Raw genomic sequence first — 13,280 nt, forward strand, 5'->3', positions numbered from 1 at the left:
CATCACTATGCAAATTCCAAAGAGACATCGAAGTTGGGTGCAGAGTGTGTCAAGGCGCCAAGCGAGATAAAATCGACTCCCGTTTGAGCCACCTCAACCAGGCGCTCTGTGTTGGTACCGATATTGCCCGAGGCCTCAATCAGGACGCGCGGGCTCTGCTCACGAATAATGGTAACGGCCTGGCGCATAAGCGTGGCATCCATATTATCTAGCAGAATAACATCGGCATCGGCCTGTAAGGCTTCTCGCACTTCGTCCAACGTCTCACACTCAACTTCGACTTTCAGTAAATGAGGAGCAAGAGATCTCGCGGCAGTAACAGCCTGCGCAACACCTCCAGCGGCTTTAATATGATTGTCTTTAATCAACACCCCATCGCTCAAACCGAAGCGATGGTTCTGGCCCCCACCCAGGCGTACGGCCTCCTTCTCCAGGCGACGCAGGCCAGGAGTAGTCTTACGCGTATCCAGAATACGTGTCTGTGTTCCCTCAAGCGCACGAGCACAATGCGCAGTCAGCGAGGCAATGCCCGAGAGGCGTCCCAGGAAGTTCAGTGCCACACGCTCAGCACTCAAGACCGAGCGCGCCGGACCTTGAATACGCGCCAGCACATCGCCCTCCTGCACATGAGCGCCATCATTGACTACCAATTCGACAAAGATCCGGCTATCGAACAGACGGAAGGCCTCAGGGACCAAAGAGAGTCCGGCAACCACGCCTTCGTGACGCGTCACAATCTGGGCACGCGCCTGCGCCTCGGGCGAGACGGTGCTCAGAGTTGTAATATCGTCATAAGCTCCATCCTCTTCGAACGCCGCTGTAATTAAGTCAAGAATAGCTTTATGCATGAGGGCAACTTCCTTCCTGGACGACCTGAGTGATCGACTCTACACCTACCGCTTGCCGCTGCCAGGCAAAGTGGCGCTGCTGTAACCGTTCCTCGGTCGCCTGATAATCAAGACGCCAATGGCTACCACGGCTCTCACAACGCGCTTGCGCAGCCACCATCACAAGTTCAGCGACCTGCAACATATTATGCACTTCGCGCCACGGAGATGGACCCTCTGTCTCCAGCTTGCTTGCCACCAGCAAGCGCAAGACGCGAATACGTCCTTTGGCCAGCTCCAGGCCGTCGTGGCTGCGCGAGAGTGAGGCATATTGCCACATGAGCTGCCTCAGTTCACTACGTACCTGTGTGGCCGATATATCATGCGCAAGACCCAATGACTGTATGTCAATAGGTGAAGTTTCAACATAGACATTCAGCGATGAGGAGGCACGCAGCGTCGATTGAGGGTCTGGCTGTGCATGTGATTGCTGACCCGAGGCAAGCACGTCAGCGATGCGCAGGCCATAGACCAATCCCTCTAGCAACGAGTTGCTGGCAAGCCGATTCGCGCCATGGACGCCAGTACAGGAGACCTCGCCAACCGCGTAGAGCGCAGGCACAGAGGTTCGTCCCCATGTATCTACCATCACGCCCCCCATACAATAGTGCGCCGCGGGAGCGATGGGAAGCAGATCGCGAGCAAGGTCCAGCCCATGCTCACGGCAGAACGCCGAGATCGTGGGGAAACGTGCATGCATCTTCTCGGCAGGCAGGTGACGGAGATCAAGGAACTGGCAATCCGTCTCCTCCAACAGCATCTCTTTAAGAATGGCGCGCGCCACGACATCGCGTGGAGCAAGCTCCTCCTGCGCGCTATAACGCGGCATAAAGCGTTCGCCCGCGTGATTGCGTAAGTAGGCACCTTCTCCACGGACCGCCTCCGTGATCAGGTGCGAAGTGCCATTCACCACCAGGACGGTAGGGTGAAACTGCATAAACTCAAGATCGACCAGGGCGGCACCCACGCGCCAGGCCAGAGAGAGGCCATCAGCTGTCGCCCCCGAGGGATTAGAGGTATGGAGCCAGAGGCCACCCGCACCTCCGCTGGCAAGCACGGTTGCTTGTGCGAAGATAGCCAGGGACGTGCCATCACGTTTGCTGGCCCGCAGACCCACACAGCGCTCATCTTCTACTAAGAGTTCTTCGACAAACGTCTCTTCAAACACGGTCACGGAAGGTCGCTGGCGGACAGCTTTCATTAAAGCGCGCTCGATCTCCGCGCCGGTAGCATCGCCACCGGCATGCAGGACACGCCAGCGGCAATGCGCCCCCTCGCGGCCCAGCAAGAACCCATCAGGGGTTGTATAGGCATCACTTCCAGGTTGCGCACGATCAAATTCCACGCCCTGTTGCATGAGCCAGCGCACCGCCCCTGGTCCTTGCTCGACCAGAATACGTACCGCCTCCGCATCACACAGGCCAGCACCAGCAGCCATAGTATCTTGAAAATGTAGTTCTGAACTGTCGTCCTGCCCCAAGGCAACCGCAAGCCCACCCTGCGCATAGCGGGTGTTACTCTCGCCAAGCTGTCCCTTAGTAAGCAAGGCCACAGGCATCGTCTCGGGAAGACGCAGGGCAAGTGATAAACCCGCGATTCCTCCACCTATAATTGCGACAGCAAAGGGCTGGCCATCCAGGATAGGCATACCCCTTATTCTCCTTTGAATAAGCTCTTATTCCGAAATCCAACGTCACTCGCGTGACTAGCGCTTTCCCCATTCGGGGGCACGCGCGCTCAGGGTTTCAGAGAGGAAGTAGTCTCATTTCTTGTAAGTGTATTTTGTACACTTACAAGCCGGACAAAAAAGAAAAGGTGTTGTAAATACACTAACCTTTGTAGGAGAAAGTATACCAGACAAGGGAGTAGAAACACAAGGGCCAAAAAGTCGTACCTTGCCTATCCTTAAAGCTAGTACCAAAGGCCTAGTAGAGAGGAAATACAATGCTGGCGTGGTGCTCCTGGTGTACGTCGGGAGCGCCACGCCAGCATTGTATTTCCTCTATTCCCCGATTACTTTTACCAGGACGCGTTTATCGCGCATCCCATCAAACTCGACATAGAAGATCTGTTCCCAGGGGCCAGAGTCAAACTCGCCATTGGTAATGGGGACCACGACCTGGTTATGCAGAAGCAGTTGTTTTAAGTGAGCATCCGCGTTGTCCTCGCCGGTGCGATGATGCAGATAATCGGGCTTCGCAGGCGCGATCTCCTCTAGCCACTGCATAATATCCTGCCATAGACCGCTTTCATAGTCATTAATAATGACCGCCGCGGTAATATGCATCGAGGTGACCAGCGCCAGGCCATCTTGAATACCACTCTCACGGATAATCTGTTCAACCTGCTGCGTTAGGGGTACAAACTCCCGGCGCTTCTTCGTATGCAAAGAAATGTACGCAGTATGCGTCTTCATAGAAACCACTCCTTATTATTTTGGCTGGAATACAATAGAACACCCACAGAATAACAAATTTCCGGCACTTCTTCCAAATATTTTACCTTGCACGTGCTACTTTCAAAAACTTCTTTTTTTTAGTACAATAGCAGCAAATGTTTTTTTAAGCGGTGTGTGATTTTGGAGGGGTGGCTATGGAGCGTAGAACGTGCAAAAAATGCGGAGAGGCAGTAGATAGCAATGCCACATTCTGTGGCAAATGTGGCCTACTTGTGCGTGACCCAAATAGGGAAGGAACCACGGAACAATCCCTTATCATTCTTGCGCAGCCAACAGGCACACAAAACAGGCCCTCCATATCGAGTCCACGACAGCACATAGCTGGCGCGACCACCTTTCCCGTTGATTCAAGCGCTGCTCCCCATACACCCTTGCCCCAGAGGCAGCCGCGCCGTCGCAGCAGACGAAGCGCCCTGGCCTGGTGCAGTGCCACGGCCCTGTTCCTCGGTGCCAGTGGCTCAGTAGCCTATTTCCAGCGAGACACGCTCTTGCGACGCGCTCAAACCTGGCTACATCCTACAACCACACAAGCCCATACAGGCATAGGTACGCTCCGCTATCGTTATCCGGGTGGAGAAGGATCGGTGGGCAGTGTGAGCTGGTCCCCAACTAGCTCGCGCATCGCCTCAGCCGCGGGTCCCCAGGACTTAAAGGGGGGACATATTCATGTCTGGGATGCCTTTACAGGCCAAAACGACCAGGTCTATGCCCGACATACAAAAAATGTTCAGACCGTCGCCTGGTCGCCTGATGGAAAATTCCTGGCCTCAGCAGGCTCTGACAACACAGTGCGTATCTGGGATGCGCATAGCCTGCGCACACTCCAGGTATGGCATGCCAGCGATACCATCTGGGAGGTGAGCTGGTCACCTGGCAGTGATTTTCTGGCAGCCGCCATCAACGATGGCACCGTCAACGTCTGGAACACCCAGAGTGGGCGCAGCGCCTACACCTACCGGGGACACCAGGATGTCGTTTACAGCGTCGCCTGGTCACCCGATGGAGGGAAGATAGCCTCTGGCTCCTGGGATCACACGGTGCATATCTGGGACCTCAACGCAGACCACGCCGCCAGCATCTATACCGAGCATGATAATAAAGTAACAGCCATTGCCTGGTCAAACGATAGCGCCTTCATCGTCTCGGGCAGTAGCGACACAACGGTTCAGGTCTGGAACGCGGCAACAGGCCAGACGCGCCAGGTCTACCGGGAGCACAATGGGGTCATTCAAGCGGTAGCCTGGTCACCCGATGGCAGGCAGATTGTCTCCAGTAGCGCCGACAATACCGTTAAGCTCTGGGATCCCACCAGGAGCACCAGCATCTATACCTACCTGCCCGAAGGTCTGACCCCCTGGACCCTGGCCTGGTCACCCGATAGTAAGTTCGTTGCGACGGGCCTGCTCGACGGACACGTCCAGGTATGGCAGGCCCGTTGACGCACTATTAGAGTTGTTCGAGAAAGCCCTCACGCATGACCGGGACACAGCTATAGAGATCCAGCCTGGCTGCATGCTCGACATCTTGAGGGAACCCCGCCTGGATCAATTCCTGGCCCGAGTACGATCCCTGGAGGAGTTCGGGGAGTCGCTCCCTGGCCTGGCGAAAGGCTCCCACGCACACCTGGGCCTCGGGCGACTGAGAGAAGGTATCCAGGGAAGAGAGGATCGCCCCTGCCCCCAGGTAATCTTCCAGGGCGAAACGAAGCGTGCCATCCTCCGAGGGTTCGTGCCAGCGCTCGCCACAGGCGATAACGCTCACCGCGCGTTGCTCATTCTCTGCCAACAACGAGGCCACCGCGTTCGCGACCGCCTGCGCATTGAGCAATGAGCCAACCAGTAGATGCGACACGGAACGACCATAGTGGCTACAAGTCGCGCCATTGGGAGAGGCCAGCACGACACACATTCCCGGTTCAAGCGAGAGCATGGTCGCTGGCGATAGCGAAAAGCGCCCCTCTTGCGGAACCTTGCGACGCCAAACCGCTGCCACCCCCTGCACGCGCCGCGCCAGTTCAGCGGTATCGGCCTCAAGAGGACAGGGGTAGATACGACCTCCGCGAGCGACGGCGGTCACGGTCGCGCTAGAGAAACTAAGAACATCAATAATCACCAGTATATCGCCGCGCGCCGCCGCCTCAGCGACACCACGCCGCCCCCACTCCAGGCGGCAGCGATAGGCTTCCTGCAAGAAATACATGCATGCTCCTCTTTTCAGTTTCTGGCTCTTTTCGTACAGAACATTATATACATCCTAGAAAGCAGTGTCCACCTTTTCTGCCTGGCTCTTAGCAGTTAAACAAAACACCTTGATACATCACAGCGCACAAATCTACACATTACATTGATTACTCTTCTCCCCTAAATATGCATTTATAATGATTACACATCGATTGCTTTAAATTTCTTTTACAATTTCCTACACTACTTTTACACTTTTCTGAAGACTCTCTGATAAATTTCCGCTATCCTTCGTAGCTAAGAAGCCAGCAGGCATCGTTGATAAAAAAATGAAACCAGTCACCAGGCTGACGAACCAAACGAAGGAGTACTAGTTGCATGGGCATAGTCTTACGCGGCATGCGAAATGTGGTGCGGAATCCACTACGGCTGCTGCTCATCGTCTTGCTACTGGGAGCAAGCTTGATGTTTGTTGCGGCCATGGTCAGCCTCAACAGTAGCGCGCAGCAGCAACTTACCAAAGTGCGCTCAGAGGTAGGAACGGGCGTTACCATCAGTTATGTGACCGACAACCAGAGTCAAACACAGAATAATGGGAATAACAACAACGGAAATGATAAAGGTTTCCCTGGTGGCAATGGTGGTAGTGGTGGGAATGGCAATAATGGCGGCTTCAATCTGTTCCAATCACAAAACGCGAGTACGCCGATACCATCTGACGCTATCGATAAAGTCAAAAAAGTTTCTGGCGTTACCAGTGTCGAGGAGAGCCTGAGGCGCTATGACACCAATCAGGAATTGAAGACCGCCAGTGTCCAGATGCCTAATGGACAAAGCAGGACTATTCCAGCCTCGATTTATGGTATTTCAAGCGGCTCCACGCATTTCACTATCCAGGGTGGCACACCTACAATTACCTCTGGACGCGGCCTCCAGACGAGCGATGCTACGGCAAACGTCGCGCTCATGAGCAAGACACTGGCCGACACAAATAATCTTAAAGTTGGTTCAACCTTTACGCTCAAGGGTACCAAGCTCACAGTTATTGGACTCTACACCTCAGACGCAGCAATAGCCAATAATACACTTACGTTGCCTCTAGCAACCATGCAAAAGCTCTACGCTGTCAGTGGCGTCGACAGTATTACGGCCTATGCCACGACCTATGACCAGGTAGACACCGTTGCAACCACTATCCGCACAGCACTGGGCAGTAAATACAACGTCGTCACTGAGAACAGGATGTACTCAAGCGCGATTAGTGCGCTCAGTACCGCACAAAACAGCATCAAGCTAGCGCTCATCGTCGCCATAGCCACCTCGGCCGCGATTATCATCTTCTCGGTCTTCGTTATCGTTCGCGAACGCACCGCGGAAATCGGCACGCTCAAGGCAATAGGTGCCTCACACTGGCAGGTAATAGGGCAGTTCTGGACGGAAGTCTTGGCCCTCAGTGTCCTGGCATCGGCGGTCGCGACCGTGCTTCTCGTGACACTTGGCCCCATCATCTCACAGAAGTTTGATGTCTCCACTGCATCCAGTGATATTGGTTCTGTAGCTGGCAGAGGCTCATTTATGACGAGAGGAACTCCAACGACACAAGGCACACAGGGAGGTCCATCGTTCCAGGGCTTTCAGGGTGGCTTCCAGGGCTTTCGCCAGGGATTAACGCAGCAGCTTGGCGATATTCACCTATCAACAGTGACCCTTAACGGGCAAACATTGCTCATCATCATGGGGTTGGGAATCGGTTTGGCAATCTTAACAAGCGTCATTCCCGCGCTCTATGTCGCGCGCATCCGACCTGCGGTCGTGTTGAGAAAAGGCAACAACTAGCCTGAGAAGCGAGGAAAAATCATGGGAGAAGAGACTATTGTCGACGCGGCCACGCCCGAAGTTCTAGAGAAAGATTCAACTGTTCAGAAAGAGCCGGTTGTTACGATTGTCGCCGAGCATCTCAGCAAGCACTTTAAGCTGTATGGTGAGGTCATCAAGGCCGTAGATGACGCAAGCTTTGTCTTTACAGAGGGACAATTTGTCACCATCATGGGTCCCAGCGGCAGCGGCAAATCGACCCTGCTCTATATTCTTGGAAGCCTGGATAAGCCGTCTGGAGGCGAACTGGTCGTCGATGGTATTAATGTGATGAGCCTGACCGGACCAAAGGAGCACACGTTCAGGCGTCAAAACGTGGGCTTCGTTTTCCAATCGTTTCACCTGATTCCCAATCTGACGGCGCTAGAGAATGTCATGCTTCCAATGGAGCTGGCAGGAGGAAAGTCGCGAGCCGACATGCGCGAGCGAGCGCGGACACTTCTGCTCCAGGTCGGTATCGATGAGAATCGCCACCGGCATCGCCCCGGCAGGCTCTCAGGTGGACAAAAGCAGCGCGTCGCCATCGCGCGGGCACTCGCCAACGATCCCAAAGTCATCCTGGCGGATGAGCCGACTGGAAACCTGGACTCACAGAATGGCAAGCGCATTATAGACCTGTTAAAGCGTCTGGCGAATCAAGGGCGCACGGTCATCGTAGTCAGTCATGATCGCAGCGTAGCGAAGGTGGCGGATGTGCGCATCGAGATTGAAGATGGCAAGATCGAGGAGATCAGTGGCGTCGTCGTACCTGCGCCTCAGCCAACCCTCAAGAAGAAGCGTAGAAGATAGCGGCTTCACTTCTGGTCATATGCATCTAGTATTACAACGAGACTTTTTACCAACGTAGCCCTTGCAACTGAGCAAGTAGGCGCTTGCGATGAGAGCAATAGGCAGCGTAGTTGTGGCGCTGCTGGTAAGCGATCAACGCCAGGGCTGCAGGCAGATCCAGCACGGGCTGAGGCAAGGCAACCTGCAAGAGCAAGCGCACCTGAGCGATGCTGAGCGGCAGAGAGGGATGCGAGTCCAGGTTGGGCACCTCAGCCGGTGTGGGCAAAGAGCGTGTGGTTGTTGGTCGTAGGACCCCCCTCTCTCTGGTTCAGGCGCTGTTGCCATCGAACCAAGAAGTGATGGGCGAGAATGACGAGTGTCATGTGATGGTGCCAGCCGCGCCAAAAACGCAGCTCGTAGTGGTCCATCCCGAGTTCCCCTTTGCACTCGGCAAAACACGTCTCGATGGGCCAGCGCATCCCGCTCACCCGCACAAAGGTGGCAAGCGGTGTCCCCAGGGGCGCATTACTCAGGTAAAATTTCCACTCCGGCTCCTCTGGCGAACCGCTGACTTTGCGCCGGATCACCACCCAGACCTCTGGGCCTGGCAAACGATCAAGCGGCAAGATGGCACGGAGCACGAGAAAATCGGCCACCAGGGGGCCTTTGTGTCCCTCCAGCAGGCGAAAGCGGTGCCAGGCGGAAGCTGGCCACTGCTTGGCGAGATCCTCCAGCGGCACTTTCGCCGGACTGCTGGGATGCAGACGCTCTCGTCGAGGAACTGGCCCCTTGCGTGAGGAAACTTGCGGGTGAATCCAACTGCTTGGACGATCCCGTGGCGTTTGTCCATCGACTTCTAGCAGTGGCCAAACCTTGGTATCGCGCGGCACCTCGGCTAAGTACCACAAGCCTGTCGCATCCAGCCGTTGCAGGAAGGCAGGAGAGTCACCAAATCCTTCATCGCAGGCGACCCACCGGGCTTGGAGACGACCGGAAGCCATGATCTTCTCAACCAACTCGGCTGCCAGTTCATGCTTGGTCTGAAAGCGGGTCTCGTCGGGAATCTGGCAGTCCTGCCACAGCGTCCGATGATCCTCAGCAAACCAGGACTCAGGCAGGTAGAGCCGCCGGTCAAGTAACGTGGCCCCCTTGCGACTGGCATAGCCCACAAAGACGCCAGCCTGACAGTTGTCCTTTTTGCCCGTGTGGCCGCACCATTGAGGCGCCACGCCTGCCGAGTGATCCCCATGTTTGGGAAAATCGGAGCCATCTACGATCAACACCCCATCCTCTTCGCCGAGCGTCTCGTTCACCAAGCGCTGATGCTCGGCCAACAGCGCGTTATCGTCCCACTTGCCCTCCCCAATGAACTGCTGGAGGGCACGCACCTCTCGTTCTGCATGTGGTCCCACCCCCAACAGGCGTAGAGCCATGGCTTCGACATTTTTGCGGGGAACATCAGCCGTGAGCAGCCCGCGCACATAGATCTCCGCCCATTCCCGCTGTTCGCGCCGATAGAACAACGGGGCGAAGTGCTGATGATAAGCCAGCAGTTCTTCGGCCAGGGAAGCTACCTCTTCTGAGGTCAAGTCCTGTACTGTCATTTGACCTGGAAGAGGCGGCTGCTCGGCGGTGATATCGACCATGAGAGACATTGGATTTCACCTCCAGGTACAGATCTCCTTTCAGTATACCCCCAAAAAGTCTCGTTGTAATACTAGAGCCATGCTGGAAAGAGTTCATTCCTTCCAGCATGGCTCTAGTCATACTCGCTAGGATGTTGGGCTATTAAAACGGTGGTGCATGATGTTGTTATGCCCGGTCTGGGTCAGGTCCTGGTAGGCGGGAAAGAGATGTTCAGCGGGCGGCGCCAACGGCTCCTTCGCGGGTAACACACGCCAGGAGCGCTCACCGGGAGCATTCCCCTCCTGAGCCAGCACATCACTTCCAAACCTATTCATGAGCGTCATGTTCAAGCAAGCCAGCACTTGATGAGGAACATAACTATACAGGGGAGTATCCAGAAGCGCCAGTTGCAGCTCAATCTGTTCCAGGAGATGTCCATACCGCTCGCAAGCTGCGTGAACCTCTGCAGCTAGCTCCTCACGCGAGAGGGAGAACAGCGTATCCAGTGCAAGCAACAAATTGAAACCACGATTCAGTAAAATCGTGCGCCCATGCAATAGACGTCTCTCCAGGCCATCATTCTGATGCCGCAAACGCCCTTGCTCAATCTGGCGCGTCAGAGCGGCATAAGGGAGAGTGTCAAGCTTACGCTGCAAGAAAGCGATCACATTCGCGCTATTGCTATCGGTTTGCCACTCGCGCAACAGTTCCAGGCCACGTCGGCCCTCATATATTTTATGCGAATGAGGCACACTCAAAAGATAGCCCTTACAATCACAGATCCAGCGTGCATGCAAATAGTACACTATATCTCCGACAGAGCAGGAGACAAAGCGTTTCTGGCCATGGGCCTCCTGCACAAAGCGAAAACACTGCTCAAACTCTGGCCGCAGCTCTTCAAATGCCGCCAACTTCTGGCGCACAACCTCCTGTCCCAAAGCCATATCAGTCATACCAGCCTCCTTTAGCAAACACCTCTATCCTTCTTATGCGGAACCTACCATCTTCATCACGAATGAGCCACAAGAAGCGTTACGAAGATCCCTCACGCATAAAACTATTTATCCTGTGACACTCCGCATCGGCTAAAGCCGAGCAGCTTCTGACACTGTGCCGTAGTCGGGTTCGTGAGACAGGTGGCGTAGCCACTACTCAAAGTGAACCCGTAGTTGGGACGCAATATCTGGGAGAGGCGCGCCCATCCGGCGCCTTCTCCCCTGGGAGGTGCCATCCCCGTTGGCATGATCTCCACGCCTGGCCGCAGGGAGAGATGGTCCCATCTGGCGTTTGGCATCCTGGGAGATCCCAACACCTGAGTCTTTCGACTCCCTCTTCGCACGTTGCGAACGAGCATGAGGCTTTTCCTTCAAAGGTGCTTGCGTACGCTCGATCAAGCGTTGTCCGATTCTCAAACTGGCATTTCTGTCGGCATGATCGCGCATCTGGCATTGTGGGCAGAGACAGAGCGCGGCACCGGGAGTGTAGCCTTCCACAGGGTGTCCCTGGTTATAGCGAATGACAGCGGCGTGACAGCGATGGCATTCTCTGCTCGTATTGCGCGGATTCACACGGCTGGTGATGATGCCGCCCGCCTGCCAGGCTTTGTACGTTGCGTAGCGGAACATGCGCCCTTTCATCCAGTAGGCGCGTTTGGTATTGCTCCGGCGCGAATACGTGCCCTTCTCCGGTTGCAGGTTGCCCAGATGTTCAAAAACCAGGATGCTCGCCTTGTGCTCGCTCGCGAACTGGACAATGCGAGCGCTCACCAGATGCGCGATCTGTTCGTCCACGTGCCTGATTTTGGCCCAGAGGTCGGCATTGTCCTGTTCGTTCTCGGCAATGATGCCAGTCTGTGATCGGTTGCGTGCAATGCGTCCAAGTAGTTGCGCGCCTTGTGCCCGATACCGCTGCGCCATTTCCGATGAAGGAAGTAGCCAGGATGGTGCCGTCACCTGCCTGGACGCTGCACACAGCTAAGTGATGATCGAGATTGAGGTCCACCGCACAGATACGTGTCTGGGCGGTGGTGAGTTGCTCTACGACTTTGGCGGGAGTCTCGAAGGTCTTTTCGATGGGAGTATGCAGCCACCAGCGATCCCTGATGCGCACCAGGGAAGGGCTCCCCATCTCGAATCCTTCGGGCAGATCGCGTGAGAGCGTGTGAACCTTGAGCCAGGACCAGCAGGAACCGGTCCAGACCTTGAGCACGAGAGAGTGATGATGGCGCTCACGAAAGATTCCCGCATAGAAGGGAATTGACTTGTTCCATGATCGGGGCGGGACTGGTGGTCGCTCCTTGAATGGCTTCTTCTTCCCTCCCGATCTCGTCTGTTTGGCTTCGTGTTTCTGCTTCCGTGCTCGCCATGTTTTGAGGGAGGAGGAAAATGCGCGGGCCGAACCAAGGGCCGCATTGATGGCGGCACGTCTGAACATCGCCGGGATATCTGGCGCGAGATCGGTGAGTGGCATGATCGGATGGGGGTTCGCACCCGTTCCATGGGTGAGTTTCTCCAGGGCCGTGAGGGCCTCCTTATTTTTGAGGGCAAGAAGACCTTCGTGTGCCTGGATACAGTCGAAATAAAAGGCTACGACGCGATTGAAGAGGACCTGGTTTGCCGCGAAGTAGGCAGCATACTGCGGCGGATAGTGCAACGCCTGCCTGATGGTTTTCGTGGCTTTTGCCATGTTCAGTACCTCCTCTCACAAAATATATGGTATTTCTCTTAGAGAATACTCTGCTGATTTGAAATTATCAAACATGTGTTCTATTCGTACTAGGTTTGATAAGGGCTCAAGCCCAAGAACACGCCTCACCACGGTCTAAAGAACCGTGGCTTGCGGCGGGCTAAAGCCCTATCCTGTCACGTTGTAGAGGTTTGATACGTGCCATACTCGAGAAGAGATACATCTCGCGAGATACTGACCCCCGTGCACAAGAACGGGACAATTTGTGATCGGAGAAGGAGATGGAGGATATGAAACGCAACAACGAGGACCAGGCCAACGTCATAGCCCCGCCACCACTGCTCTACGCCGGAACATTTCTTTTTGGTCTTTACCTGGATTCATGGCTTCCACTGCGCCTGATTCCACGCGCGGCACGCTCCTTTGTTGGCGGAGCCCTCCTTGGTATTGGCCTGACCACAGGCATCATGGCCATACGTGAGATGCGCCAGGCGGGTACGGCGCTGCCGCCTACCAGACCCACCACAACCATCGTTCAACATGGGCCCTATCGGCTCACACGCAACCCTATCTATAGCGCCTTCACCTTACTCTATGCTGGACTCGCGCTCATCATGAATCGCGTCTGGCCATTGCTGCTGCTGCCAGTCCTACTACGTGTTATACGTATCGGTGTGATTGAACGGGAAGAAAAGTACCTGGAAGACAAGTTTGGCCCTGAATATACCAGCTACAAAGAGCGCGTGCCTCGCTGGCTCTAAAGGAAAGCGACTCAGTTCTACTTGTATCTTTCGCCTCCTG

The 13,280-nt window shown here is 55.2% G+C and carries 11 protein-coding genes and 1 pseudogene; 4 read left to right on the forward strand and 8 right to left on the reverse strand.

The annotated features are described in order from the left end of the window. Window positions 1-5: 5 nt before the first annotated feature. From nadC to KRAC_RS07540, 3 genes are all read right to left on the reverse strand, one after another. A complete protein-coding gene (gene nadC, locus KRAC_RS07530) occupies window positions 6-848 on the reverse strand; it encodes a carboxylating nicotinate-nucleotide diphosphorylase (protein WP_007905757.1) in 843 nt (280 codons plus the stop codon). Further along, window positions 841-2,535, reverse strand: coding sequence for an L-aspartate oxidase (nadB, locus tag KRAC_RS07535; RefSeq protein ID WP_007905759.1), 1,695 nt, complete (start codon window positions 2,533-2,535; stop codon window positions 841-843). Before nadB ends, nadC begins: the two co-directional genes overlap by 8 nt. 354 nt (window positions 2,536-2,889) lie before the next feature. Continuing rightward, window positions 2,890-3,303, reverse strand: a complete 414-nt coding sequence (locus tag KRAC_RS07540) for a secondary thiamine-phosphate synthase enzyme YjbQ (RefSeq protein WP_007905760.1) — start codon at window positions 3,301-3,303, stop codon at window positions 2,890-2,892. Window positions 3,304-3,479: 176 nt separating this feature from the next. Here KRAC_RS07540 and KRAC_RS07545 point away from each other — a divergent pair, with 176 nt between their 5' ends. After that, the gene (locus tag KRAC_RS07545) at window positions 3,480-4,784 is read left to right on the forward strand and encodes a WD40 domain-containing protein (protein WP_007905761.1); all 1,305 of its coding nucleotides are present in this window, start codon (window positions 3,480-3,482) and stop codon (window positions 4,782-4,784) included. 7 nt (window positions 4,785-4,791) lie between these two features. Here KRAC_RS07545 and KRAC_RS07550 read toward each other — a convergent pair whose 3' ends face one another. Next, window positions 4,792-5,544, reverse strand: a complete 753-nt coding sequence (locus tag KRAC_RS07550) for a 2-phosphosulfolactate phosphatase (RefSeq protein ID WP_007905762.1) — start codon at window positions 5,542-5,544, stop codon at window positions 4,792-4,794. Window positions 5,545-5,903: 359 nt separating this feature from the next. Here KRAC_RS07550 and KRAC_RS07555 point away from each other — a divergent pair, with 359 nt between their 5' ends. Further along, a complete protein-coding gene (locus tag KRAC_RS07555; protein WP_007905765.1) occupies window positions 5,904-7,361 on the forward strand; it encodes an ABC transporter permease in 1,458 nt (485 codons plus the stop codon). 21 nt (window positions 7,362-7,382) lie between these two features. After that, a complete protein-coding gene (locus KRAC_RS07560) occupies window positions 7,383-8,189 on the forward strand; it encodes an ABC transporter ATP-binding protein (protein ID WP_007905769.1) in 807 nt (268 codons plus the stop codon). A 46-nt stretch (window positions 8,190-8,235) separates the two neighbouring features. On the opposite strand, the gene KRAC_RS07565 is transcribed toward KRAC_RS07560, so the two are convergent. The 4 genes and pseudogenes from KRAC_RS07565 to KRAC_RS65470 all read right to left on the reverse strand — a co-directional run bounded on the left by KRAC_RS07565 (window position 8,236) and on the right by KRAC_RS65470 (window position 12,479). After that, entirely contained in the window at window positions 8,236-8,454 is a 219-nt protein-coding gene (locus tag KRAC_RS07565) for a hypothetical protein (RefSeq protein ID WP_040442092.1), read from the reverse strand. After that, window positions 8,438-9,823 carry an IS701 family transposase gene (locus KRAC_RS07570; RefSeq protein WP_007905777.1) on the reverse strand — a complete coding sequence of 462 codons (1,386 nt, stop codon included), beginning with the start codon at window positions 9,821-9,823 and terminating at the stop codon, window positions 8,438-8,440. The genes KRAC_RS07565 and KRAC_RS07570 overlap by 17 nt, the downstream gene beginning before the upstream one ends. A 117-nt stretch (window positions 9,824-9,940) precedes the next feature. Then, window positions 9,941-10,747 (reverse strand): hypothetical protein, encoded by an 807-nt coding sequence (locus tag KRAC_RS07575; protein ID WP_007905779.1) that lies wholly within the window; start codon window positions 10,745-10,747, stop codon window positions 9,941-9,943. Window positions 10,748-10,942: 195 nt separating this feature from the next. Continuing rightward, window positions 10,943-12,479 (reverse strand): annotated as a pseudogene (locus KRAC_RS65470) (zinc ribbon domain-containing protein). A gap of 290 nt (window positions 12,480-12,769) precedes the next feature. Between KRAC_RS65470 and KRAC_RS07590 the strand changes: the two are divergent. After that, on the forward strand, window positions 12,770-13,240 hold the full coding sequence (locus tag KRAC_RS07590; RefSeq protein ID WP_007905781.1) for a methyltransferase family protein: 471 nt from the start codon (window positions 12,770-12,772) through the stop codon (window positions 13,238-13,240). The last annotated feature ends 40 nt before the right edge of the window (window positions 13,241-13,280 follow it).

This window comes from Ktedonobacter racemifer DSM 44963 (assembly GCF_000178855.1).
Lineage (GTDB): Bacteria > Chloroflexota > Ktedonobacteria > Ktedonobacterales > Ktedonobacteraceae > Ktedonobacter > Ktedonobacter racemifer.

Bases quoted from the DNA above. Each gene is read 5' to 3' on its own strand.
- KRAC_RS07540 (WP_007905760.1), bottom strand. From the start codon at position 3,303: ATGAAGACGCATACTGCGTACATTTCTTTGCATACGAAGAAGCGCCGG.
- KRAC_RS07590 (WP_007905781.1), top strand. From the start codon at position 12,770: ATGAAACGCAACAACGAGGACCAGGCCAACGTCATAGCCCCGCCACCA.
- KRAC_RS07560 (WP_007905769.1), top strand. From the start codon at position 7,383: ATGGGAGAAGAGACTATTGTCGACGCGGCCACGCCCGAAGTTCTAGAG.
- KRAC_RS07575 (WP_007905779.1), bottom strand. From the start codon at position 10,747: ATGACTGATATGGCTTTGGGACAGGAGGTTGTGCGCCAGAAGTTGGCG.
- KRAC_RS07555 (WP_007905765.1), top strand. From the start codon at position 5,904: ATGGGCATAGTCTTACGCGGCATGCGAAATGTGGTGCGGAATCCACTA.
- nadB (WP_007905759.1), bottom strand. From the start codon at position 2,535: ATGCCTATCCTGGATGGCCAGCCCTTTGCTGTCGCAATTATAGGTGGA.
- KRAC_RS07570 (WP_007905777.1), bottom strand. From the start codon at position 9,823: ATGTCTCTCATGGTCGATATCACCGCCGAGCAGCCGCCTCTTCCAGGT.
- KRAC_RS07545 (WP_007905761.1), top strand. From the start codon at position 3,480: ATGGAGCGTAGAACGTGCAAAAAATGCGGAGAGGCAGTAGATAGCAAT.
- nadC (WP_007905757.1), bottom strand. From the start codon at position 848: ATGCATAAAGCTATTCTTGACTTAATTACAGCGGCGTTCGAAGAGGAT.
- KRAC_RS07550 (WP_007905762.1), bottom strand. From the start codon at position 5,544: ATGTATTTCTTGCAGGAAGCCTATCGCTGCCGCCTGGAGTGGGGGCGG.